The sequence below is a fragment of the Lederbergia citrea genome, assembly GCF_018343525.1.
Classification (GTDB): Bacteria; Bacillota; Bacilli; order Bacillales; family Bacillaceae_C; genus Lederbergia; species Lederbergia citrea.
The window spans coordinates 345042-370006 of sequence record NZ_JAGYPH010000002.1; the positions used below are offsets into that span (position 1 = coordinate 345042).

General features: G+C 40.5%; 23 protein-coding genes. 14 read left to right on the top strand and 9 right to left on the bottom strand.

Annotated features, from left to right (window positions below):
* Positions 1–14 precede the first annotated feature (14 nt).
* From KHA88_RS10835 to gndA, 5 genes are all read left to right on the top strand, one after another.
* Positions 15–431, top strand: a complete 417-nt coding sequence (locus KHA88_RS10835) for a DUF1259 domain-containing protein (protein WP_213107656.1) — start codon at positions 15–17, stop codon at positions 429–431.
* A gap of 243 nt (positions 432–674) precedes the next feature.
* On the top strand, positions 675–1829 hold the full coding sequence (locus KHA88_RS10840) for a Gfo/Idh/MocA family protein (protein ID WP_213098940.1): 1155 nt from the start codon (positions 675–677) through the stop codon (positions 1827–1829).
* Positions 1830–1901: 72 nt separating this feature from the next.
* Positions 1902–3005 (top strand): Gfo/Idh/MocA family protein, encoded by a 1104-nt coding sequence (locus tag KHA88_RS10845; protein WP_213121924.1) that lies wholly within the window; start codon positions 1902–1904, stop codon positions 3003–3005.
* A 432-nt stretch (positions 3006–3437) separates the two neighbouring features.
* The gene (gene katA, locus KHA88_RS10850; RefSeq protein WP_213121925.1) at positions 3438–4898 is read left to right on the top strand and encodes a catalase KatA; all 1461 of its coding nucleotides are present in this window, start codon (positions 3438–3440) and stop codon (positions 4896–4898) included.
* Between the two features lie 196 nt (positions 4899–5094).
* On the top strand, positions 5095–6513 hold the full coding sequence (gene gndA, locus KHA88_RS10855) for an NADP-dependent phosphogluconate dehydrogenase (protein ID WP_213107659.1): 1419 nt from the start codon (positions 5095–5097) through the stop codon (positions 6511–6513).
* A 43-nt stretch (positions 6514–6556) separates the two neighbouring features.
* Here the strand turns inward: gndA and KHA88_RS10860 are convergent, their stop codons facing one another.
* A complete protein-coding gene (locus tag KHA88_RS10860; protein WP_213121926.1) occupies positions 6557–7750 on the bottom strand; it encodes an ROK family protein in 1194 nt (397 codons plus the stop codon).
* Between the two features lie 169 nt (positions 7751–7919).
* On the opposite strand from KHA88_RS10860, the gene uxaC reads away from it, so the two are divergent.
* From uxaC to splB, 5 genes are all read left to right on the top strand, one after another.
* Positions 7920–9323 carry a glucuronate isomerase gene (uxaC, locus tag KHA88_RS10865; RefSeq protein ID WP_213121927.1) on the top strand — a complete coding sequence of 468 codons (1404 nt, stop codon included), beginning with the start codon at positions 7920–7922 and terminating at the stop codon, positions 9321–9323.
* Between the two features lie 31 nt (positions 9324–9354).
* A complete protein-coding gene (locus tag KHA88_RS10870) occupies positions 9355–10623 on the top strand; it encodes a nickel pincer cofactor-dependent isomerase, group 22 (RefSeq protein ID WP_213121928.1) in 1269 nt (422 codons plus the stop codon).
* 11 nt (positions 10624–10634) lie between these two features.
* Positions 10635–11405, top strand: a complete 771-nt coding sequence (locus KHA88_RS10875; protein ID WP_213121929.1) for an SDR family oxidoreductase — start codon at positions 10635–10637, stop codon at positions 11403–11405.
* A 278-nt stretch (positions 11406–11683) separates the two neighbouring features.
* A complete protein-coding gene (locus KHA88_RS10880; protein WP_249313044.1) occupies positions 11684–11929 on the top strand; it encodes a transcriptional regulator SplA domain-containing protein in 246 nt (81 codons plus the stop codon).
* A gap of 14 nt (positions 11930–11943) precedes the next feature.
* A complete protein-coding gene (splB, locus tag KHA88_RS10885) occupies positions 11944–12972 on the top strand; it encodes a spore photoproduct lyase (RefSeq protein WP_213121930.1) in 1029 nt (342 codons plus the stop codon).
* Positions 12973–13014: 42 nt separating this feature from the next.
* Here splB and KHA88_RS10890 read toward each other — a convergent pair whose 3' ends face one another.
* Entirely contained in the window at positions 13015–15243 is a 2229-nt protein-coding gene (locus KHA88_RS10890) for an MMPL family transporter (protein ID WP_213122291.1), read from the bottom strand.
* Positions 15244–15366: 123 nt separating this feature from the next.
* Here KHA88_RS10890 and KHA88_RS10895 point away from each other — a divergent pair, with 123 nt between their 5' ends.
* Positions 15367–15990, top strand: coding sequence for a TetR/AcrR family transcriptional regulator (locus KHA88_RS10895; protein WP_213121931.1), 624 nt, complete (start codon positions 15367–15369; stop codon positions 15988–15990).
* Between the two features lie 106 nt (positions 15991–16096).
* Here the strand turns inward: KHA88_RS10895 and uraA are convergent, their stop codons facing one another.
* The 4 genes from uraA to KHA88_RS10915 all read right to left on the bottom strand — a co-directional run bounded on the left by uraA (position 16097) and on the right by KHA88_RS10915 (position 20433).
* Positions 16097–17377, bottom strand: coding sequence for a uracil permease (uraA, locus tag KHA88_RS10900; RefSeq protein WP_213121932.1), 1281 nt, complete (start codon positions 17375–17377; stop codon positions 16097–16099).
* Between the two features lie 317 nt (positions 17378–17694).
* The gene (locus KHA88_RS10905) at positions 17695–18657 is read right to left on the bottom strand and encodes a bile acid:sodium symporter family protein (protein WP_213107666.1); all 963 of its coding nucleotides are present in this window, start codon (positions 18655–18657) and stop codon (positions 17695–17697) included.
* Between the two features lie 126 nt (positions 18658–18783).
* Positions 18784–20010 carry a peptidase T gene (gene pepT, locus KHA88_RS10910; protein ID WP_213107667.1) on the bottom strand — a complete coding sequence of 409 codons (1227 nt, stop codon included), beginning with the start codon at positions 20008–20010 and terminating at the stop codon, positions 18784–18786.
* Between the two features lie 93 nt (positions 20011–20103).
* Positions 20104–20433, bottom strand: a complete 330-nt coding sequence (locus KHA88_RS10915; RefSeq protein ID WP_213098578.1) for a winged helix-turn-helix transcriptional regulator — start codon at positions 20431–20433, stop codon at positions 20104–20106.
* A 146-nt stretch (positions 20434–20579) separates the two neighbouring features.
* On the opposite strand from KHA88_RS10915, the gene KHA88_RS10920 reads away from it, so the two are divergent.
* From KHA88_RS10920 to KHA88_RS10930, 3 genes are all read left to right on the top strand, one after another.
* Positions 20580–21440 carry a VOC family protein gene (locus tag KHA88_RS10920; RefSeq protein ID WP_213098577.1) on the top strand — a complete coding sequence of 287 codons (861 nt, stop codon included), beginning with the start codon at positions 20580–20582 and terminating at the stop codon, positions 21438–21440.
* Complete coding sequence (locus KHA88_RS10925) at positions 21437–22045, top strand: nitroreductase family protein (RefSeq protein ID WP_213121933.1); 609 nt, start codon at positions 21437–21439, stop codon at positions 22043–22045. The genes KHA88_RS10920 and KHA88_RS10925 overlap by 4 nt, the downstream gene beginning before the upstream one ends.
* Before the next feature lie 88 nt (positions 22046–22133).
* Positions 22134–23171 (top strand): lactonase family protein, encoded by a 1038-nt coding sequence (locus KHA88_RS10930; protein ID WP_430413699.1) that lies wholly within the window; start codon positions 22134–22136, stop codon positions 23169–23171.
* A gap of 31 nt (positions 23172–23202) precedes the next feature.
* Here the strand turns inward: KHA88_RS10930 and KHA88_RS10935 are convergent, their stop codons facing one another.
* The 3 genes from KHA88_RS10935 to KHA88_RS10945 are packed head-to-tail and all read right to left on the bottom strand — an operon-like array spanning position 23203 to position 24959.
* Positions 23203–23910 (bottom strand): YfjL-like protein, encoded by a 708-nt coding sequence (locus tag KHA88_RS10935; protein WP_213121935.1) that lies wholly within the window; start codon positions 23908–23910, stop codon positions 23203–23205.
* 4 nt (positions 23911–23914) lie between these two features.
* A complete protein-coding gene (locus KHA88_RS10940; RefSeq protein ID WP_249313046.1) occupies positions 23915–24469 on the bottom strand; it encodes a zf-HC2 domain-containing protein in 555 nt (184 codons plus the stop codon).
* Positions 24462–24959, bottom strand: coding sequence for an RNA polymerase sigma factor (locus KHA88_RS10945; RefSeq protein ID WP_213121937.1), 498 nt, complete (start codon positions 24957–24959; stop codon positions 24462–24464). The genes KHA88_RS10940 and KHA88_RS10945 overlap by 8 nt, the downstream gene beginning before the upstream one ends.
* Positions 24960–24965: the final 6 nt, after the last annotated feature.

A 24965-nucleotide genomic window follows, 5' to 3' on the forward strand; every position in this document is an offset into this window, starting at 1 on the left:
AGGAGGATCTAATTATGATGGATTTTAATGAGCTTTGTACACAATTTGCGAAAATTTTAAATGGGAAAAGTAATATAGATCATGGGGTTTGCTCTGTATCATTACATCGCAATCTTACAGTTTCAGTTCAAGGGCGTCCAAGCACTACTGTCATTCCAGCAGACGTCTTGTTCGAATCATTAGATCAAAACGGTTATGCATTAAACTTGGCTGAAATAGCTATTTTAGAAGCTGAGGTTCCTCTGTTTATGCAATCTATCATTCAACAAGGATTGATTGTTAGCGCCTTGCATAATCATTGGATATTTATGGAACCGCATATTCTATATATTCATATCCAATCCGTCGAGCCTCCATTGAATTTTGCGAGAAAATTGGCCCATGCTTTTTCTACTTTAAGCAGTTACCCAATATCCTCCAAAAACAAGTAAAAAATTTTTCTCAATTGAAAGGGTTTTCAGATTTTATTTAATGTGATATCTTTAAGTTATATCTGTGAAAATTCACAAAGTAGAAAAAAGGCGAAAGCTTCGTCTGTAGACTTTGTTGATTCACTAACCAAAGTTCTGAGTAGAAGAAGGGCTCCAATCAGTTGCCTCTTTTCTAAAAAATTTTCTTATGAAGGAAAGGAACGGTGAAGTTTGGTGGGTGCAAAAAAGAAAGTAAGAATTGGAATGGTAGGCTATAAATTTATGGGGAAGGCTCACAGCCATGCGTATCGTGATCTTCCATTTTATTTTGACTGTGAAACAGAGCCGGTTTTACAAGCTTTGGCTGGTAGAGATGAAGAAGGCGTTAAAGCGGCTGCAGAAAAAATGGGATGGCTTTCCTATGAGACTGACTGGCGTAGATTAATAGAGCGTGATGATATTGATTTAATCGATATCGTAACTCCTAATAATACCCATGCTGAAATTGCCATTGCAGCTGCTGAAGCTGGCAAACACATCCTTTGTGAAAAGCCGCTTGCCTTGACGATGGAACAAGCGCAACGAATGTATAATGCGGTTAAAAAGAATAATGTTATCCATATGATTTGTTATAATTATCGCTTTTCGCCTGCAATGCAGTTCGCGAAAAAATTGATAGAAGAAGGTCGGCTTGGTAAAATATATCATATGCGAGCTACATATTTGCAAGATTGGATTATGGATCCGAAATTCCCGCTTGTATGGCGGTTGACAAAGGAAGTAACAGGTTCTGGTGCACTTGGTGATATTGCTGCTCACAGCATTGACTTGGCACGCTACCTTGTCGGCGAATTCGATGAAGTAACCGGAATGATGGAAACGTTCATCAAAGAACGCCCTGTTGCTGAGGTAAGTGGGGGATTGAGCGCTAAATCAGATAGTTCGGTAATGAAAGAAGTAGATGTAGATGATGCATCCGCCTTCCTCGTACGGTTTGAAAATGGAGCAATGGGAGTCTTTGAGGCTTCTAGATTTGCCGGTGGAAACCGAAATGGCAACCGTTTTGAAATTAATGGTTCTAAGGGATCGATCCGCTGGGACATGGAAAGCATGAACAATTTGGAAGTTTATTTTGCCGACGATGAAGCAGGACTTCAAGGCTACCGAAATATTACTTGTACAGAGGAACAGCATCCATTTGCAGATGCATATTGGCCAGCAGGTCATATTATTGGTTATGAACATACCTTTATTAACTTGATGACTGAATTAATGAAAGGCTTAAGTGAGGGCTATAGTCCTTCGCCTAACTTTGATGATGGTATCAAAAATCAGGAGATTTTGGCTGCGATAGAAAAGTCCGTTGAAACACGCGGCTGGGTAAAAGTGGAACAAATGAAGCTAGTAGAGAATGTCTAGAATTGGGAGAGTTCCAAACTTTTAAAGTCATCCGGAACACTCATTACACTCAAGCAAGTGGGGGATTACACAATGGGAAAAGTAAAAACAGGTATTATTGGTTGTGGAATGATCAGTGAAATTTATATAAAAAACATGAGCTCAACCTTCCAAAATCTTGAGGTTATCGCAGTTGCGGATATCGATCTCGACCGCGCAAAGATGAGAGCAGCAGAATTCAATATTCCAAAGGCATATACACCTGAAGAATTACTTGCCGACAACGATATTGAAATGGTCATTAATTTGACAATCCCTACGGCACATGCGCCAATTTGTTTGCAAGCACTTGAAGCAGGTAAACATGTGTTTGTTGAGAAACCATTGGCTGTTACGCGCGAAGATGGGCTAAAAGTGTTGGAAACAGCAAAAAGCAAAGGCTTATACGTGGGATCAGCCCCGGATACATTTCTTGGTGGCGGTCTGCAAACATGCCGCAAGTTGATAGATGACGGCTGGATTGGCGAGCCGATCGGAGCAACTGCCTTTATGATGGGAAGTGGGCCTGAGAGTTTCCATCCAAACCCTGACTTCTTTTACGTAGAAGGCGGCGGTCCAATGTTTGATATGGGTCCCTATTATTTAACAGCGCTAATTAATTTAATCGGACCTATTAAACGTGTGACTGGTTCTGCGAGAGCAACGTATCCAGAAAGAACAATTATGGCTGGTCCGAGAGCCGGTGAAACAGTTCCTGTTGAAATTCCTACCCATATTGCAGGTGTATTTGAGTTTGCGAATGGTGCGGTCGGGTCGATTATTACGAGTTTTGACGTGTGGGGTTCTCAACTTCCAAGAATTGAAATTTACGGAACAACCGGCACATTAATCGTTCCTGATCCAAATACATTTGGAGGACCGATTTTTGTGAAAAGGCAAGGGGAATCCGAGTGGTCCTCAGTTCCTTTCACACATAGCTTTACAGAAAATAGCCGCGGAATTGGTGCCGCGGATATGGCAACTGCCATTAGAACCGGCGAAGCAAATCGAGCTAGCGGCGAACTTGCTTACCATGTGCTAGATGTGATGCACGCCTTCTTGGATGCAGCGGAAACTGGGAAGCATATCGAAATTTCCAGTGGATGTGAGCGTCCTGCCGCACTTCCGATGAATCAGGCATCACAGTTTATGAGATAAAAAAATCCTCCGGAAGACTCCGGAGGATTTCTTTATTTTACAGCATCCTCATATTTTCCTCTATATCGCTTTGCCTGTTCAATTAATGCTTCGTAATCGGCTTTCATCTATTAATCCAGTTTTTCGTAACTCTGTTAATACATGCATTTTTTCACCTCTATAAAATAATGGGAATTAATGATTCATAAAAATTAGAATCTTTGATATAATATAAATAGTTAACTTTAACTCTATTAACTATTTTAAATGATATGAGAAATGAAAGCGCTTCACGAGTTATTGATACTGGCTGTTTTCCTAGTATACTGCATTGTTATTTATATTAATTATAAATAAATACTAATTTTCACTTGAAACAGATTATCAAATTTGATAGAGTGTAATTAACACTATAATTAACACTAACAATACATATAAAGGTGGGGGATTAGTTTGAGTAAAAATCATTTGACTACAAGTTGGGGTGCACCAGTAGGTGATAACCAAAATTCAATGACAGCAGGATCTCGTGGACCATCGTTGATCCAAGATGTACATTTACTTGAAAAACTGGCACACTTTAACCGAGAGCGTATTCCAGAGCGGGTTGTCCACGCTAAAGGAGCAGGGGCGCATGGATATTTTGAAGTGACGAATGATTTATCGAAGTATACGAAAGCGAATTTCTTATCCGAAGTAGGCAAGCGCACGCCTATGTTTATTCGATTCTCAACTGTGGCTGGTGAATTAGGTTCAGCAGATACAGTTCGGGACCCACGAGGGTTTGCTGTGAAGTTTTATACGGAAGATGGCAACTATGACCTTGTTGGGAATAATACGCCTGTATTCTTTATTCGCGATGCAATTAAGTTCCCTGATTTTATCCATACGCAAAAAAGACATCCACAAACACATTTGAAAAATCCAAATGCAATCTGGGATTTCTGGTCCTTATCACCAGAGTCGCTGCATCAGGTGACAATCTTAATGTCCGACCGCGGTATCCCGGCTACATTCCGACACATGCACGGTTTTGGAAGCCATACGTTTAAATGGGTTAATGCAGAAGGCGAAGGGGTTTGGGTGAAATACCACTTTAAAACGGAGCAAGGCATTAAGAATCTAGATGTCGATCTTGCAGCGAAACTTGCGGGAGAAAATCCTGATTATCATACTGAGGACTTATTCAATGCCATCGAAAACGGCGATTTTCCGGCGTGGAAGCTCCATGTTCAAATCATGCCACTTGAGGATGCTAATACGTACCGTTTCGACCCATTTGACGTTACGAAAGTCTGGTCACAAAAAGACTATCCATTAATTGAAGTTGGCCGCATGGTTCTAAATCGTAATCCTGAAAACTATTTTGCAGAAGTGGAGCAAGCCACATTCTCACCGGGAACACTTGTCCCTGGTATCGAACCATCTCCGGATAAAATGCTGCAAGGCCGACTGTTTGGTTATCATGATGCACATCGTTACCGTGTTGGTACGAATCATCAAATGCTTCCAATTAATCGTCCGAAGAATGAAGTGAACAATTATCAACGTGATGGTTCGATGAGATTTGACAATAATGGCGGTGGTTCTGTTTATTACGAACCAAATAGTTTCGAAGGACCGAAAGAGACGCCACATAATAAGCAAGCTGAATTTGCAGTTGCTGGTGTGGCCGACAGCGTTGGTTATGACCACCACGATCACTATACGCAGCCTGGAGATCTATACCGTCTTTTAAGCGAGGAAGAGCGTGCTCGTCTTGTAGAAAATATAGTAGGTGCGATGAAGCCGGTTGAAAAAGATGAAATTAAGCTTCGCCAAATAAGTCATTTCTATAAAGCGGATCCTGAATTTGGAACGCGAATAGCAGAAGGGCTAGGTTTGAAGGTACCGGTGGAGGAAGTATTATCTTAATAATCATTTATGATGCGGGAGCTATTCATTAGCTCTCGCTTTTTTTATTGTTAACGTGTCCGCTCATACAACTTTTCTATGACAAAGAGCTTTGCTTGTTAATGCAACAAAGGAAATGTATGATAAAATGAACATGTGATTTAAGGAAAGAAGACATTGCGTCTTATATAATTTTTGCTTTAAGGAGGAAGAGAAATTGTCAAAACAGCAAATTGGTGTAATCGGTTTGGCGGTAATGGGGAAAAACTTGGCATTGAATATTGAAAGTCGCGGATATTCTGTTTCCGTCTATAATCGTTCTTCTAACAAAACAGAAGAATTTATGCAAAATGAAGCAAATGGTAAGAATTTTGTCGGGGCATATTCTATCGAAGAGTTTGTAAACTCATTGGAAAAACCGCGCAAAATTTTACTTATGGTGAAAGCTGGTAACGCAACGGACGCAACGATTGAATCATTGAAACCTTTTCTAGAAAAAGGTGATATTTTGATCGATGGCGGAAATACATTCTTCCATGACACGATTCGCCGTAACAAAGAATTGAGTGAAGCGGGTATTCATTTCATTGGAACTGGAGTATCTGGGGGAGAAGAAGGAGCGCTTACTGGTCCTTCGATTATGCCAGGTGGACAAAAAGAAGCATACGAGCTTGTCGAACCAATTTTCCAAGCGATCTCTGCAAAGGTTAACGGGGAAGCGTGCAGTACATATATCGGTCCAGATGGAGCCGGCCATTATGTGAAAATGGTCCATAATGGAATTGAATATGGTGATATGCAGCTAATTGGTGAGGCATACTTCATCATGAAAAATATTTTAGGGCTAAATGCTGAAGAACTTCATCACGTATTTGCAGAATGGAATAAAGGCGAGCTTGATAGCTATTTAATTGAAATTACTGCAGACATTTTTGCGAAAAAAGATGAAGAAACAGGCAAACCGCTTGTCGATGTAATTTTGGATACAGCTGGACAAAAAGGGACAGGTAAATGGACAAGCCAAAATGCGCTAGATCTAGGTGTTCCTCTTCCATTAATCACAGAATCAGTCTTTGCTCGCTGCATTTCTGCTATGAAGGAAGAACGTGTGGCAGCAAGCAAAGTATTAAATGGACCTGAAGCAGTTCCTTTTGAAGGAAATAAGGAAGAGTTAATCGAAGCAGTCCGTAAAGCGTTATACATGAGCAAAATTTGTTCTTACGCTCAAGGCTTTGCACAAATGCGGGCGGCATCTGAAGAGTATGGCTGGGATCTAAGTTACGGCGATATCGCCATGATTTTTAGAGGTGGCTGTATCATCCGCGCTCAATTCCTCCAAAAAATCAAGGAAGCTTATGACCGCGATCCAGGATTGGCGAATTTAATGCTTGATCCGTACTTTAAGGAGATTGTTGAAAGCTATCAGAAGGATCTCAGAAAAGTCATTGCAGTTGCTGTTGAACAAGGAATTGCGGTTCCATGTTTCTCAAGCGCCATAGCCTACTACGACAGCTATCGTACAGAAACGTTGCCAGCTAATTTATTGCAAGCACAACGTGATTATTTTGGTGCACATACGTATGCGCGCATTGATAAAGAAGGTATGTTCCATACAGAGTGGATGGAAAACAAATAATAAAAGGTATTTTAAAAACCCGATCGAATATTCGATCGGGTTTTTAAAAATATTCGCCTGCTGCGGCCATTTTTTCATCTGTGACCTGCAAATTTAGATCGGAAATTTCCAAGAAGTTTTTAATGCCATAGACGCATGCACCCATGACACACGCCTGTTTACCGAAATCGGAAACGAGCAATTCGTCATAATGACTAATCGTCGATGTAAGACGCGCTTTTATTTTTTTCACAGCATCAGGATATAAACGGAGCAATTCACTATTTAGGACAATCACTTCGGGATTGTATAAATTAATCACATTATTTAAGCCAATTGATATGTAGTTAATAAAACAATCTATAAGTTCATGCATCACAGGATCTTTGGCGTCAAGCCAAGCTTGGATGTCGTGGAAATCCGCATTGTGACGACCATACTTTTCAGCCAGCTCTCTAAAAAAGCTTGATTCCGCTGCATACCTTTCCCAACAGCCTTGGTTACCGCATGGACATGGTTCCCCGTGCGGAACGACAATCATATGGCCAATTTCTCCCGCATATCCGTGAAAACCCTTCAGAATGTTACCATTCGTCATCATACCAAGCCCGATTCCCGACTGCATCGTAATGCTGAGTAAATGATCGCTTTGATTATGTTTATAGACTCTTTCGGCAAAAGCTGTTAAGTTTGCATTGTTTTCTACAAATACTTTAACAGCAATCTTTTTCTCCAAATCCGCCTTTAAATTTTGATTCCGCCATTGCAGCTGTGGGACAAAATGGATGATTTCTTCGCTCGATACAATGCCATGAACGCCGACCACAACACCGATAATTCCATACGCGCTTTCTTGGCATCTACTTTTAAAGTCACTTATATAAGTACTAAGCAAATCGAGGATTTCCTCGTAATTAGTAGTTTCTAATTGTACAGTTTCGGTATGGACGGAGTAGCCTAGTAAATCAGTTAAATTAAAAATAACTTGACCCTTATCGAGGTCAATCCCTAGTGCATAACCAGCTTTGCGGTTAAGAGAAAGAATGATGGGTCTTCTTCCCAAATTTTTGTGTTCTTGCTGTCCTTCAACAAGCAATTCTTCCTCTAATAAATCAGCAACCTGGACGGAGATTGTGGCTTTATTTAAACCTGTGATTTTCGATAAGTCTGCGCGTGAAATTCCATCATTTTCAATGATTTTGCTTAATATTAATCCTCTATTTAATTTCTTGATATAGGCTGCGTCGCCAGTAATCATATAGGCCCTCCTATTTTAAATATATATAAATTGCGATGGGTTCTTTATATTGTGAAAATTCCCATAATCATTGACGGAAGAGGGATGTGATGCTATTCTACTCATAATAGTTTGTTTGGTCAACAAATGTTTTTGTAAGGGATTTCATTTTATAAAAGGAGGATGTTCCATGAAGTCATTTTTAGGAAAAGATTTTTTATTAAATAATAGCACAGCGCAAAGTCTTTATCAGCATATTTCCAGCACATTGCCCATTTTTGATTTTCATTGCCATCTAGACCCACAAGAAATATGGGCAAACAAACCGTATGAAAATATGTATCAAGTTTGGCTCTCTGGCGACCATTATAAATGGGGGGTAATGAGAATGCACGGAATCGGAGAAAAGTATATTACTGGAGAAGCTAGCGACTGGGAAAAGTTTTCGGCGTGGGCGGAAACGATGCCTTATTTAATCGGGAATCCGCTTCATCACTGGTCACATATGGAGCTTGAAACTTTTTTTGGTATTGATAAAAGCTTATCTCCAGAAACCGCTCGTGAAATCTGGGAGGAGTGTAATGAGAGACTGCAGACACCGGATCTCTTACCTCGCCAATTTATCGAAAGATCTAATGTAGCGTTTATTGGTACAACAGATGATCCCGTTTCCGAGCTAAAGTATCATCAACTATTGAAGGATGATCCCTCGTTCAAAACGGAAGTGGCACCGACCTTTCGTCCAGATGGCGCCCTATTTATTGAAAGGCCAACATTTAATGAGTGGCTAAAGAAGCTTGAAAAAGTTTCAGGTCAAGACGTTGGTTCTGTCCGCGATTTAGTTGGAGCTTTAAGGCAAAGGGTGGATTATTTTAACGAGCAAGGATGCCGTGCATCTGACCATGATATTGCCCAAATGATTTTTACAAAAACTACTCAAGAACATGCGGAAGTGTTATTCCAAAAGCGTATGAGCGGTCAGTCATTGACTGCTGAAGAAATCATTGATTACCGTTCATTTTTGCTTGTTGAATTAGGTAGAATGTATGCGGAGAAACAATGGGTAATGCAGTTGCATATGGGCGCGATGAGAAATAATAATACAAATATGAAACAGAAAATTGGGCCTGATACAGGGTTTGATTCAATTGGTGATTCTCAGGTTGCCGAAGGATTGTCGCGCTTCTTAGATATATTAGACGTTACGGGGGAATTGCCAAGAACAGTTCTTTACAATGTGAATCCGAATGACAATGCCGTGCTTTCAGCGATGATGGGGAATTTTTATGAAGAAGGTGTTCCCGGAAAAGTTCAATTCGGTTCTGCTTGGTGGTTTAATGACCATATTGATGGAATGGAAAAGCAAATGAAAGATTTATCTAATGTGGGGCTAGTTAGCCATTTTATCGGCATGCTCACTGATTCGAGGAGTTTGCTTTCATATACGCGCCACGATTATTTTCGTCGAATTTTATGCAATCTGCTTGGTGACTGGGTGGAGAAAGGGCTGGCGCCAAATGATATGCCAGCATTAGAAAAGATGGTTGAAAATATTGGATTTTACAATGCAAAAAGGTTTTTTACGGAGAGATGACGAAGAATTAAGCAAAGGAGTGACATAGCTCATGAATATTCTTCAAGTTTTATTAAAAGATATTCCGCTGCCCAAAATGGTCAAGGTAAGACAGCGTTTTGGAGATCAAAAGATTGATAGCTTAGAAGAAAAGCTTAGGGAAAAGTTGAATAAAGAAAATATCGTTCAGCAAATTAAGCCGGGCATGGAAATTGCACTTGCGGTGGGAAGCCGGGGAATAGACCGTCTCCCGGAACTCACAGCTGTTACGGTGAGATTTTTAAAGGAAAGGGGTGCGAAACCATTTATCGTTCCAAGCATGGGAAGCCATGGAGGTGCAACGGCTGAAGGACAAACGGCTGTTTTAAAGCATCTTGGTGTAACGGAAGAAAGTGCAGGATGTGAAATCCGCTCTTCAATGGAAGTGGTGAAATTAGGAGAATTACGGAATGGTTTACCTGTATATTTAGACAAACACGCTTCTAATGCTGATGGAATCGTCGTGATTAACCGTGTCAAACCACATACCGCATTTCGGGGGCCGATTGAAAGCGGTGTCATGAAAATGATTAGTATCGGTCTTGGGAAGCAAAAAGGTGCTGAAGCATGCCATCAGCTTGGCTTTAAATATATGGCGGAAAATGTTCCGGCAATGGCCAAAATGATCATGGAAAAAAAGCAGGTATTATTCGGGGTAGCTACCGTTGAAAATGCATTCGATAAAGTAGCGGAGGTTGACGTTTTGGCAGCCGCAGAAATCGAACAGAAAGAAGTAGAATTGCAAAAACTTGCGAAACAGCTGTTGCCCAAGCTCCTTTTTGACGAGTTGGAAGTCCTTGTCATCGACGAAATCGGGAAAAACATTAGTGGAGACGGGATGGATCCGAATATTACCGGGCGCTACCCGACGCCATATGCCCATGGCGGGCCGAACGTAAATAAAATGGTCGTACTCGATCTGACGCATGAAACGGAAGGAAATGCGAATGGAGTAGGAACGGCCGATTTTACTACGCAGAGGGTGGTCGATAAGATGAATTTAGAAGTAACCTATGCGAACGGGTTGACGTCAACAGTCGTGTCTCCAACTAAAATTCCGACCACTTTGGGTAATGACCGCATGGCGCTTCAAGCGGCGATTAAAACAAGTAATATTCTTGATTTTTCAAAAGTGAAAATGGTCAGGATCAAAAATACATTGGAAATTAGTGAAATCGAAGTGTCAGAAGCATTGCTTGAACATGTAAAACAACATCCTGAAATGGAGTTGATTTCCGAGTTATATGATCTGGAATTTGATGATGAAGGAAATTTAAGTTAAAGGAGATACATATGAGCGCATTATTTGATTTGTCAGGTAAAACGGCCGTTGCGATGGGTGGAAACAGCGTTCTAGGGTCATCGATGGCTCTCGGGCTTGCTGAACACGGGGCCCAAGTTGCGATTGTAGGCCGCGATGTAGAAAAAGCGGAGAAGGTCGTGCAAGAAATTGAAACGGCCGGCGGTTCCGCTAAAGCATTCCAGGCCGATGTCAGTTCACGTGAATCGTTGGAACAATTAGCGAAAGAAATTGAGCAATGGTCCGGAGGCTGGGACATATTATTGAATGCCCCGGGAAAAAACAGTCCAACTCCTTTTTTCGATATCGATATGGAGGAATGGGATGATATTATGGACGTAAACTTAAAAGGCCTTGTGCAAACTTGTCAGGTTTTTGCGAAAAGAATGATTGAGCAGGGGAGAAAGGGCAGTATTATTAACATTTCTTCTGTTTCTTCAACAACACCATTATCAAGAGTCTTCACTTATTCGGTTTCTAAAGCGGGCGTCAATAGCATGACCCAATTTTTAGCACGGGAATTTGCCCCGCATGGAATTCGCGTGAATGCAATTATCCCAGGCTTTTTCCCAGCTGAACAAAATCGCAAAATTTTAAGTGAAGATCGAATCAACTCAATTATGAACCATACACCGATGAACCGCTTTGGCGAACCGGATGAGCTACAAGGAGCGGCGGTTTGGCTTGCGTCCGACAAAGCCTCAAGCTTCGTGACAGGTACGCTCATTCGCGTTGATGGCGGATTTGGGAGTATGACTATTTAAAGCGGAAGCGCCTTTGTCAGCCCCGACAAGCAAATGTTCTGATCCAAAAAAGTCCGGTCTTGACTTTTATTGGATCAGGTTATTTGACCTCGAGGGGCTAGGCGCTGCAGCGGACTAGAATTTTAACCAATAATGTGAAAAAGCGATTCCTGATGAAATTTCAGGAATCGCTTTTTATTCGACATTATCCACCAAAATTCGGGTGGTGACAGGCACCGCCCGATACATATATGTATGTTTTAAAGGCAGACTATATGTGAGAAAGGAGTTTGGTTAATTTGAATTTATCTGAGGCTATTTATACACCTGGTGAAATCGTTTATGTGATTTATCGAAATCCTCACACGCAAAATGTTGCCAATATTCAAGAAGCTGCAGTAGTGAATGATCCGGATAATCCTGGCCAACTAGCCGTTTTTTTATATGAAACATATTATCCATTAACGGATGAATTGGCAATTTATCGATCTGCGGAAGAGGCGGAGACAGCTTACAACTATTATTTCGGAGCCATTGATGAATAAAGGGGAGATTTTTTGTGGTTAAACCATTTATGCCTCAGCTTGTATACTTCGAACCTAAAGCGCTGGATTACCCATTAGGGCAAGAATTGTATAAAAAATTTCAAGCCAAAGATATTGAAATTCGTTATACTACTTCCCACAATCAAGTTCGTAATTTACCTGGGGAAAATGATTTTCAACGTTACCGGATTGCTAAATCTACGCTTGTTGTTGGACTTCGTAAAACATTGAAATTCGATACATCAAAACCCTCTGCCGAGTATGCCATTCCTTTTGCAACCGGATGTATGGGGCATTGCCACTATTGTTATCTTCAAACAACGATGGGAAGTAAACCATATATTCGAACATACGTAAATGTAGAGGAAATCTTAGAATCAGCCCACCAATATATGGAAGAACGGGCTCCGGAAATTACACGGTTTGAGGCATCGTGTACATCTGACATCGTTGGCATTGATCATCTCACACATACGCTGAAGCGAGCCATCGAGTATTTTGGCAACACATCTTTAGGAAGACTGAGGTTTGTGACGAAATTTAACAATGTTGATCACTTGCTTGATGCAAAGCATAATGGGCGGACCCGTTTTCGGTTTAGCATGAATGCCGATTATGTGATTAAATACTTTGAACCGGGTACATCTCGCTTGCATGAACGGATTGAAGCAGCTGGAAAAGTAGCAAGGGCGGGCTACCCATTAGGATTTATCATTGCTCCCATATACTTATTTGAAGGATGGCAGGAAGGCTATAAACTACTGTTTGAACGCTTAAGCTCGGAGTTGGAGGATGAAGCAAAAGATGGTGTGACATTCGAGTTGATCCAACATCGTTTTACTAAACCTGCTAAAAGAGTAATTCAGAAAAATTACCCGATGACAAAACTTGAATTAGATGAGGAAAAGCGCCGATATAAATGGGGTAAATATGGAATCGGCAAATATATTTATCCGAAAGAAGAAGAAACGGAAATGAAAGAGACGCTATTTGAGTATATTCACACTTATTTTCCCAAAGGAAAAATAGAATACTTCACATGAAATGATGAAATAGAAGTTTTTAAAAAAACAATCAGACAAGCTTTATAAGCTTGACTGATTGTTCGACATTTCCCGGGTAATTTCGTCTTTTTGTTTACCAGGCCAAAAAGCATATTTTCCAAGAACGGATGTAATTGAAGGCACCAGTAAAGGTCTCACGATAAATGTATCAAGTAGTATACCAAGAGCAGTTACAATACCAAATTGAACGAGGACTTGCATAGGCAGTGTGGCAAGAACAGCAAATGTTCCAGCTAAAATTAATCCTGCAGAGGTAATGACGCTGCTTGTTTCAGTTACTCCACCAGAAATGGCAGATTGCAAAGGTTCATATCGCCGTTTTTTCCAAATGCTTGATACCATAAAAATATTGTAATCTTCTCCCAGAGCAACAATGAAAACAAATGTGTAAAGCGGTATGAGCCCTTGAATTGCCTCCGTGCCCATTCCGTAATGTATAAGGAGCCATCCAGCACCAAGTGCTGAAAAATAGGAAAGCAATACTGTCAGCAGTAAATAAACCATTGCAACAATTGAACGTAAATAAATGAGCAGCAATAAAGCAATAACTGTAATGACTGCCGACATAACTATTTTACTATCTCTGTCAGTAGTCACTTTTGTATCATACAAACCAGCTGTTTCTCCGCCAATCCAGAAATGCTCTTCTGCCTTGGGAACTCCAGCTTCTTTAAGGCTCTCTAATACTTTGTCTTTTATGGTCGAAACATAATCAAGTGCTTCAGCAGAATAAGGATTATCCGAAAGAATGACTTCGTATAATAATAATTCATTATTTTTGGCAGCTGATTGGGGTTCACTTATAGATTTTATAAAAGGTAAGTTTGAAAACTTCTCTTCCAACTGCACTGTTTTTCCATCCGTATCTACAATGACTTGCATAGGAGCCAAGTTCCCCGCTGAAAAATTCTCGCTAATTAATTCGAAACCTTCCCTAGAAGGCATGTTTTTTGGAAATGAGCTTAACAAATCGTATGTGTATTGTATTTTTGGTGAAAATGCTGCCAATCCACCAAGTAAAATTAACGTTGTGCAAATGACGAGCCACGGCTTTGCTGTAACAAACTTACCAAGAGAAATACTGAATTTTCCATGGGCTTTTTGTCGGCGCATAGGCTTTCCTTTCTTTTTTTCAAGTTCACGTAGCATTGATTTAGTACGTGGGATGAATGGGAAAAAGGAAATTCTGCCGAAAATAGCAAGCAGGGCAGGTAATAATGTTAGTGCAGTAAGACCCATGATAAAAATGGCTAAACTGAATGGAACAGCAAAAGTGTGATAAGAACCGTATAACGCGAGAAGTAAAGTTAATAGTCCAAATGCTGTAGTCAAAGCGCTGATCATAATGGCCCCTGATGTATCTCTAGTTGCTTTTCTCAAAGCTGCAAATGAATCTTCTTCAACGAGCAGACAGTCTCTATATCTGGAAACCAAAAACAAGCAATAATCTGTACCAGCTCCAAACAACAACACTGTCATAATCGAAATCGCTTGTGAATCAACAATAATCCACCCTTTTTCAGCCATAAAACCGAGTATTGGAGAAATAATACTATATGCAAAGCCAACAGCAACGAGTGGAACAATTGCAAGAATGGGTGAACGGTATAGAACGATTAGCAGAACAAGCACAAGCAAGACAGTGGCAATCAGCAATTTGAGATCTGCGTCACTGAAAAGTGCTACGGCATCAGTAGAAATGCCGGCGGGACCAGTAATTCTGGTAAGTAAACCTTTATCCCCAATTTTTTTGGAAAATAGATCTTCGCCAGCTATTTTGGCAAGAGTTGCTTTTAAGGTATCAATATCAACTTGAATGAGTTCATTTTCCGTTTCATTTAGCAATATTGGGGTTACTATTGTCGATCGATTGTCTGAGGCGCTTGCAAGCAATGCTTGCGACGGTGCCTTGTGTAATGGCGGTAATAATGATTGTTGTTTTAATGGCTCTTCATCTAGATGTTTATACAATTTTGTAATTAGATTAGCATCTTCTTCTGTCAAGCCATCTTCTCTATGCCAAACAAGCAAGAGGGGTAATCCTGATGCATCGGAAAATTCCTCTTTTACAAGTTTTGCCGCTTGAACGGACATAGTCTCTTTAGGCAGCATTTCAATTGCATCATTTTTTGAGCTTTGAACACTAGGCCAAAAAAAAGTTAATAAGGATGCGAATAGAATCCAAACGCAAAGTGTGATCCATCTGCCTTTTCTGCCCGCTGCACATTCCACTAACTTCGAAATCTTCATTTTCAAGAGTACTCACTCTCCCAGTAAGTGATTTCTTTAATTATATATACTGGTCAGTTAATTACGCAATGCTAATTTTACGTATGTTATAATTATATAAAGTTTATTAGGAGCGAGAATAGAATGAAACACGAAAATATTGGGCGCTCGCTTGGTAGGCCAAGAATCAGCGAGTTGAAACAGCCAACAGACGAATTGATATTAGCTGCTGCTGCACAGCTGTTTTTGCATAAAGGATTTCAAAAGGTTTCGATTGAAGAGGTGGCACAAGCATGTAATGTGACGAAAGCTACAGTATATTATTATTTTTCTACAAAGGCAGAGCTTTATACTGCTGCAATGCTTGCAGTTATGGAGAGGATATACGAACTGACGACCCAGATGTTGAAAACTGATATACCTCTTCACGACCGTTTTCTTGCAGTAGCTGAATCTCATTTGGAGGCAACGGCAGCCATTGATTTAAACTCCTATTTAAGAGAGAGCCAGGAGGTATTATCCGTTCAGCAAATGCAAAAAATGAAGGAAGCGGAAGAAAGGATTTTTCACTTGCTAGAACGGGAGCTGGAGAAGGCGATTAACAATGGGGATATTCGCAAAGTGAATCCAAAATTTGCTGCACATGCTTTTCTGTCCCTTTTAAGAATGGGCAATCAAAGTCTTTCCAGTGGCAATGATTTATTCAAAGATTCAGAAGAGGCGGCGAAGGAAATTATCGATTTTTATTGGAAGAGCCTGCAAATTTAAAATCGGATAAAGGAACCTATACATAGGAAAAGACCCCGTAATTTACGGGGTCTTTTCTTCGACAAAATTCACCAAATTTCGGGTGGTGACAGGCACCGCCCGGTTTTTAGTTGTTTGATAGTTTTAGGGTGTCGAGCAGTTTGAAGAAGAGGCTAAGGAGAATGGCTACGATTGTTGCAAGTCCCATTCCTTTTAATTCGACGTTGCCAAGGTGGATTGTAGCGCCGCTAATTCCAATCGCTAGTACCACACAAGTTAAGATTAAGTTTTGCGATACGCTATAGTCAACTTTTGCTTCGACAAGCATACGGATACCGCTTGCTGTAATGATTCCGAATAATAGTAACGAAATACCGCCCATTACTGGTGTAGGAATCGAAGAAATAAGTGCAGCTAATTTTCCGCAGAAAGATAGTACGATGGCAATGATGGCCGCTCCACCAATGATCCATGTAGAATAGACACGAGTGATCGCAAGAACACCGATGTTTTCACCGTATGTTGTGTTAGGGGTAGCTCCAAGGAAGCTTGAAAGAATGGTTGAAATCCCATTCCCCATCATTGAGCGATCTAGACCCGGATCTTTCACAAGGTCTTTTTTGACGATATTGCCTGTTACAATCAAATGCCCGATGTGTTCCGGAATTAAGACGAGTGCTGCAGGCAAGATAATGAGAATATCTGACACATTAAATTTCATTTGATAGAAAGTTGGCATAGAAATCCAAGATGCTTCTTTTACGCTTGTGAGATCGACCACTCCGAAGAAGTACGCAATGACATATCCTGATACAATCCCTAGTAAAATGGGGATAATTTTCAAAAATCCTCTTAATGTGACCCAACAAACGATTGTAATGCCAAGTGTTAATAATGCAATAAGGATGTTTTTTGGATCTGCTACCCAATCTGCAGGTGCGCTTGCCGGTTTTACTAAATCAGCCATACCTGCTGCGACTGGCACAAGCTCAAGTCCAATAACAGCAACGATTGCTCCCATAGCTGCTGGTGGGAAAATCACGTCAATCCATGCTGTACCCACTGCCTTTACAATCAATGCGACAAGGACTAGTACAATTCCGACAGCTAGAAATCCGCCGAGTACATAGCTGTAACCATCTCCGCCTGTATATTTGCTCAAAACTGCAAAAACAGGAGAGAGAAAAGCGAAGCTTGACCCAAGATAGGCAGGGATTTGCCCTTTTGTAATAAAAATATAAAGCAGTGTGCCAATTCCATTCATTAATAAAATTGTTGCGGGATTGACTCCAAATAAAATTGGAACTAATACTGTTGAGCCAAACATGGCAAATAAGTGTTGGAAACTAAGTGGTAAGCTTTGTAATAATGGTAAGCGTTCATCTACTTGAATTTCTCTCTGATTCATCCGATATCTCCCCTTAACTTATAGTTTTGCCTAGATAATCAGATCGGGTCCTTGGGCAGCAAAAAGCACCTTGCCCAAAGACAGGCAAGGTGCATAATAATCGGATGGGTAAATTCATCGCTATGCTAAAATCACGCACAAGTAGCTTGTGCATGCAACCTTGTCAGCCTCACGGGACTGGATTAAAGGCAATCTGATTCATTTGTCTTATGTATTATTGCAGGTGGCAAAGTGAAAGTCAATACTTTTTAATTTGTACACTCTGACAGAGAAGGCGGAGGCCGCCGTAGGTGAGGAGTTCCTCACCCGATTCATAATTATGCTGATTTATTAGTTTTGGCATCAACTGGCAGAGCAGACGCTTTCTTTCCCCACCATGTTGAGAGCAATGAGCCCGAGATGTTATGCCAAACACTAAAGATGGCGCTAGGTACTGCGGCGAGCGGTGAAAAGTGTGCTGCGGCTAATGCAGCGCCGAGCCCAGAATTTTGCATGCCAACTTCAATTGAAATCGCTTTTTGGTCAGGATAGTTCATCTTAAACAGGCGTGCAGCCCAAAAGCCTAACAGATAGCCAAGTGAATTATGCAAAATGACAACTAGTAAAATAAGAAGCCCTGTCTCAGCAATTTTCTGCTGATTGGCACTGACAACCGCTGCTACGATTGCAACAATCGCAACTACAGATACGAGAGGCAAAGCTTTTACACTCTTTTCAACTTGTGTACGGAAAAGTATTTTTGCAACTAATCCAAGGATAATTGGAATGAGAACAATTTTTACAACGGACAAAAACATGTCTCCTGCAGAAACGGGAAGCCATCTGCTCGCGAGCAGTAGAATTAAAGCAGGTGTCACAATAGGTGCCAATAAAGTTGTAACAGATGTAATAGCAACGGATAAGGCAACATTTCCTCTTGCTAAAAAAGTCATGACATTTGATGAGGTACCGCCAGGGCAGCAGCCAACAAGGATTACACCTGCTGCAACCTCAGGTGGCAGCTTAAATGCTATGGCAAGGCCCAATGCGATAAGCGGCATAATCGTAAATTGGGCAATAACACCGATGGCAACCTTTTTCGGCTGTTTAAACACTTCTTTAAAATCGTCCATGGATAGGGTCATACCCATTCCAAACATAATAATTCCAAGCAAAATTGATATGTAGGGCGCGATCCATGTAAAGCCTCCTGGGCTAAAAAATGCCAGGGCGGCAAATAGTAAAACCCAGACAGCAAACGTGTTGCCGGCAAACTGACTGATTCTTTCTAACGTCTTCATTGATGCCTTCACTCCTTCGTATATTGTATTCATTATACTGTTAATAACGAATTTTGCAATAAATTAAAAAACGGTTGACCCGGATAGTGGGTCAACCAGTTCAAATGTCATTAGTGAAAATTATCCTTAAGCCCGCTCTTCGAACAATGAAGCAATTCCCACAATGACATTGACAGCCTTTTCCATATTATCTACCGAAATGAATTCATATGGACCATGGAAATTTTCTCCGCCTGTAAAAATATTCGGTGTTGGCAGTCCCATATAGGATAATTGTGAGCCATCCGTACCGCCGCGGATTGGTGAAATAATCGGTTCGATGTCGAGACTCTTCATCGAATCTGCAGCGATGTCGACAATTTCTTTTACAGGCTCAATTTTCTCTCTCATATTGTAATATTGATCATTCATTTCAAGAATCACTCGCTCTTGTCCATACTTTTCGCGAAGCTTTTCGACAATCTTTTCTACGTGAGCTTTTCTAGCTTCAAATTTTTCACGGTCAAAGTCGCGAATAATATAATTCAGCTTCGTTTCTTCTACATCACCGTGAAAAGAAATTAAATGGTAGAAGCCTTCATATTCTTCAGTAAATTCAGGTGCTTCTTCAGCAGGAAGGTGACTATGGAATTCCATGGCTATTTTTGCCGCATTTACCATCGTCCCTTTCGCGGTTCCTGGATGAATATTCGTTCCTTTGAAAGTGAGCTTCACGCCAGCTGCATTAAAGCTTTCATACTGTAATTCACCAATCGGACCGCCATCCATCGTATAAGCATAGTCAGCTCCGAATGCTTCAACATCAAACTTGTGAGGACCGCGGCCGATTTCTTCATCAGGAGTAAAAGCTACCCTTATTTTTCCGTGTTTGACCTCCGGATGCTTAATCAAATAATCCATTGCTGTCATAATTTCAGCAATACCCGCCTTATTATCAGCACCAAGCAATGTTGTGCCATCAGTGGTGATAATCGTGTGGCCTACATAATTAGCTAACGATGGGAAATCTTGCGGTGAAAGGGCAATCCCTGCATTAAATGCAACTTCCTTGCCGTCATAATTTTCAATCACATTTGGTTTAACATTGTCTCCCGTAAAATCTGTTGCTGTATCTACGTGAGCTAGAAATCCAATCACTGGCACATGCTTGTCCGTATTTGCCTGAAGTGTCGCCATCACATAGCCGTTTTCATCGATGGAAACTTCCTCCATACCAATTTTTCTAAGCTCTTCCACAAGCATATTTGCAAGTGTTAACTGGCCTGAGGTTGATGGGCATGTTTGACTATTTTCATCTGATTGCGTGTTTACCTTTACATACGAAACAAATCGTTGGATGATTTCATTTTTCATTGAACTTATCTCCCTTATTCTTAATATCTACATATTAACGCAAACCAACGGAGAAAATAAAGAAACCGACTGTCTCTTCATGAGCAGTCGGTATTAAATATTAGATTCTTCTTTATTTATTTCAAGCCAAGACTCGCCCCATTTTTCAATTTCTTTCATTAAAGGCTGTAAGGCTAATCCTTTATCTGTCAAGGAATACTCGATCCTGACTGGCGTTTCAGGGAATACTTGGCGTCTGACAATTCCTTCTTGCTCCAAGTCCTTAAGTCTTTCTGATAAAACCCGGGCGCTGATTGGCATAGCAGCTTCAACGGTACAAAAACGCTGCGGGCCATTGAGGAGCTGGTGAATAATCAAACCCGTCCAACGTTGACCTAATATACTCATTGCCTTTTCAAACTTTGGGCACACTGATTCTTGCATTTCACTCACCTCGCTAATCTAATTATACCACTTGTTTTATTTTTTAACTAACTTTTATTTCGGATGCAGCTTATTTGACGGTAGATGCAAATTATTATATAGTCACTTACGTAAAGTAAGTAATTTTTTTAAGGAGGTCACTCATCGTGCAGTCCCATTCACATTCTATTATTGGGCAAGTGGTATTAAAAGTACAAAATTTAGAATCCACAGTTGCCTTTTATAAAGATTTACTTGGTTTTCAAATAATTGAGCAAACAGATAATAAAGCTGCTTTATCTGCGGACGGAAAAACAGCTTTGCTGATTCTTGAAAAAAGAGATGATGCAACGCCGCGTCAGCCGCAAACGACAGGTCTATACCATATAGCATTTTTATTGCCAAATCGCTCAGATCTTGCAGATATCGTAAATCATTTTATTCAAACCCGTACTCAGTTGCAAGGGGCTTCGGACCATCATGTAAGTGAAGCGTTATATCTTGCCGATCCAGAAGGCAACGGTATTGAAATTTATATTGATAGGGCACCTGAAGAGTGGAAATGGGAAGGTGATCAAGTCTATATGACTACTCAGGCTCTTGATATTGAGAGCTTGTTGGGCGATGCCTCTGATGCAGGATGGAAGGGAATGCCTGAAGATACCATCATCGGGCATATCCACTTGCAAGTGTCTGAGTTACAGAAAACTCGCCAATTTTACTGTGAGGGACTCGGCTTTGACCCTGTGCTTAATTACGGTAGTCAAGCACTTTTCATTTCAAAAGATAGATATCACCATCATATTGGACTAAACACATGGAACAGTGCTGGCGGACAAGCACCAGCAGAAAATAGTGCAGGATTAAAGTGGTTTTCAATTGTGGTAAGAGACGAGGACGAGAAAAGAAAAGTAGTGAACCAACTCGAAAAAATAAACGCATGGATGTCTGAAGAAAACGGGGAAATTATTACGAAAGATCCGTCTGGCATTTATATTAAATTAACGACTAAGGAGAATATATCATGATAAAAACTAATCAAGATTTTTATACAGCAGTTGAAGAAAGACGTTCCTTTTATGGCATAAGTAAGGAAAGTGTTGTATCTGATGAAAGAATTGAAGAAATTGTTGCCCATGCGGTTAAGCATGCGCCATCAGCATTTAACTCACAAAGTGCCAGAGTTATTGTCCTTCTTGGGGACAACCATGACAAGCTTTGGAACATCACAGAAGCTGCATTGAGAGAAATTGTCCCTGCAGATAAATTCCAGCCGACTGAAGAAAAAATGGCAAGTTTCCGTAATGGATATGGAACAGTTTTGTTTTTCGAGGATCAATCTGTAGTTGAGTCATTGCAAGCACAATTTCCATTATATAAAGAGAAATTCCCGGAGTATTCCCTTCAATCATCTGGCATGCTCCAGTATGTAGTATGGACTTCCTTGGAAGTAGAAGGATTCGGAGCTTCTTTGCAACACTACAATCCAATCATTGATGAAGCAGTGGAGAAAATCTGGGATGTCCCGGCAAACTGGAACCTAATCGCACAAATGCCATTTGGAAAACCAACAGCCACTCCTGGTGAGAAGCAATTTAATAGCATTGATGAGCGAATGAAAGTATATAAATAATTCATTAAAGGGCGTCCCAAATATGGGCGCCCTTTTAATATTCGAATGCTATAATGATGATAGATCATTACGAAAGGGGAGATTGTTTTTGGCGAAGAAATACATAGGATATGTTGGGACTTACACGCGACAAGCAAGTGAGGGGATTTACCGTTTTGTCCTCGATGCAGAAGCGGGAACGCTCGGTGAAGTAGAGGTTGCAGCAAAAGTAGGCAGTCCTACATATATAACGATCAGTGAAGATAAACGTTATCTATATTCGGTTGCCCAACAGGAAAAATCCGGTGGGGTAGCTGCATACGCTCTTGACGCAGAAACAGGAGAATTGACGTTTATTGATAGGCAAGTACAAGAAGGGGCTCCGCCTTGTCATCTAGATGTTAAAGGAACTGTACTTGTAACAGGGAATTATCATCAGGGCACAGTTGATTTGTACAAGGTGAATGAAAATGGTGGTGTAGCACCAGCTTCTTTTGTTTCTCAACATCATGGCACTGGTCCTCACGAGCGACAAGAAAAGCCGCATGTTCATTATACGGCACCTACGCCTGACGGGAAATATATCGTCGTAGCAGACCTCGGAATCGATGAAGTTGTTACGTATAAAGTGGAAAATGATGCTTTGGAAAGAGTCAGTACGCTCAATGTAGAAGCAGGCAGTGGTCCGCGTCATATTGCTTTCCACCCAAATGGGAAACAAGCTTATTTGCTGACTGAATTGCGTTCTGAAGTGGTCGTTCTCGATTATGACGAAGCTCAAGGAAGCTTTACTGCAAAGCAATATATTCGTGCAATTCCCGCAGACTTCAATGAAACGAATGATGCGAGTGCCATCCACATTTCTCCAGATGGCCGTTTCGTATATACAGGAAACCGTGGTCACAACAGTATCGCCGTTTTTAGCGTCGACGAAGCTACCGGTGAACTGACATTTGTAGAGCACACACCAACAGGCGGTGAGTGGCCGCGTGACTTTGTTTTAGATCCAAGTGGAAACTTTATTGTCTGTGCTAACCAACACACAAACAACCTAGTATTGTTTGCAAGAAATCAAGAAACAGGGAAACTTACCCAACTTGAATCCGAAGTCGAAGTACCAGAAGGCGTCTGCGTAAAATTCCTATAAAGATAATTCGACAAAATTCGGGTGGTGCCTGTCACCGCCCGAATTCTTCTATATCTTTTAGTTTTATTTTTGTGTTTGTGTCAAATCCAATTGCGTATTTTACGTAGCCATCTATCGTTTGATCCATTATATTTCCGTTAAAGCTAACTCTATCATATTCGTAGTTTTCTGATTGCAGTGTTTGCTGAATGGTTTGAACAGTCGCTAGGATCCCTCCCTTGCTCATGTTAGTCACGTCGACGGTGAGATTAATATACATTGGTTTTTCTAATTTTAAATCTTTTTTCCATTCTGTATCTGCGGCGTATTTCCCCTTCAAGATTTCAATTTGTACATACATATCTTTGATTTCGGGAATTTTCTCAGCCAACACGGATGTCAGCTCTGCGGCAGCTTCTTCTGATAGTTTTTCCATGAGGGGGGTATCTAGGTTCGCATAATAAATCCCGTCATAAGTAACCGTTGGCTTCAAAAAACCTGTCACCTCAAATTCATACTTCGCTTGTTGTTCATCACCTATTTGTACGACTTGATACGTATAACCGCCAATTTTAAAATTATAAAATTCATTGTTAATACGATATTCATGATCAGAGTACTTCTCCGCTAAAAAGCTTTTCAATGCCTTTTTCGAAGCATATTTAGTAACGGGATTCCCATTAAAAGCTTGATAAAAAAGCAAGATTGGAACAACTAAAACGATAAGTAAGACGATATATAACCATTTTTTCCTTTTCATGTTATCAGCCTCTTTCCTTAAGCTTTAAAATTAGTAAACCGATGAGGCACCCTATCATGGCGAATACAAGATGAATGCCCGCAAGCAAAGCCGCCCCTGGGATACCTAACCATAATTGAGCATGTGTAATCTCTCCGGATGTAAACTCGCTGATTGAATGAATGATTGACCAAATGAAGATGGGTAAAAAGGCAATGGCAATCACAATCAAGAAACTTCTGTAAAATAAATAGGTGACAACTCCCAAAATAGCATACGATAATATAAAGCCGAAGCTGTCGTTTAAAAGGGAAGTTTTAATTGCAAAGAAGAATGATAGACCTACAAAGATAATTTGGTATATAGAAAGCTTTAAATTAATTTTTGACATCATTTTTTCATGATCAACCGTTGAAGTAATTGGGTCAGTTTGAACCGGTTCCTTTGAAAGCAGTGCAAGCTCCCGACAATTTGGGCACGTTCTCAAATGTGACTCGAGCCACTCTGCTGTTTCTGCTTGCAGCAGACCTTCGTTGTATAATGGCAGCAAATCTTCTGCAATAAAACAGTCCTTATTCATCATTCACCCTCATTTCTTTTTGCAGCCTTAATTTCGAACGGTGAAAATTTACACGTACATAATTTTCGGTTTTATCAACTAATTCGCCGATTTCTTGAAACGAGAGCTCCCCATAAATTCTTAAGGTTACGATTTCTCTTGAAAGGTCATCTAATTTGCTAATTTGCTGTAAGAGTTTTTCATTTCCTTCTTTAAGCATGTATAAATCTTCAGGGGATAACGGAGGAGTAGCTTCATCCGCAGCCAATTGGTCCTTCAAGTTTTCGACGTATTTTTTTGATCGGTAATGTTTTTTTAATAAGTTTTTTGCGATGGAAAATATCCACGTTTGTAATGTGGATTTGCCAGAAAAGGAGGAGAATCCTTTTACCGCCTCATAAAAGACATCATGAGTCAAATCTTCAGCTGACGCTCGATCAAATGTTTTTACGTAAAAAAAAGCATAAATTTTCGGCTGAATCTCTTTATATAGTTCTTCGAGCTCGTTCATGATGCC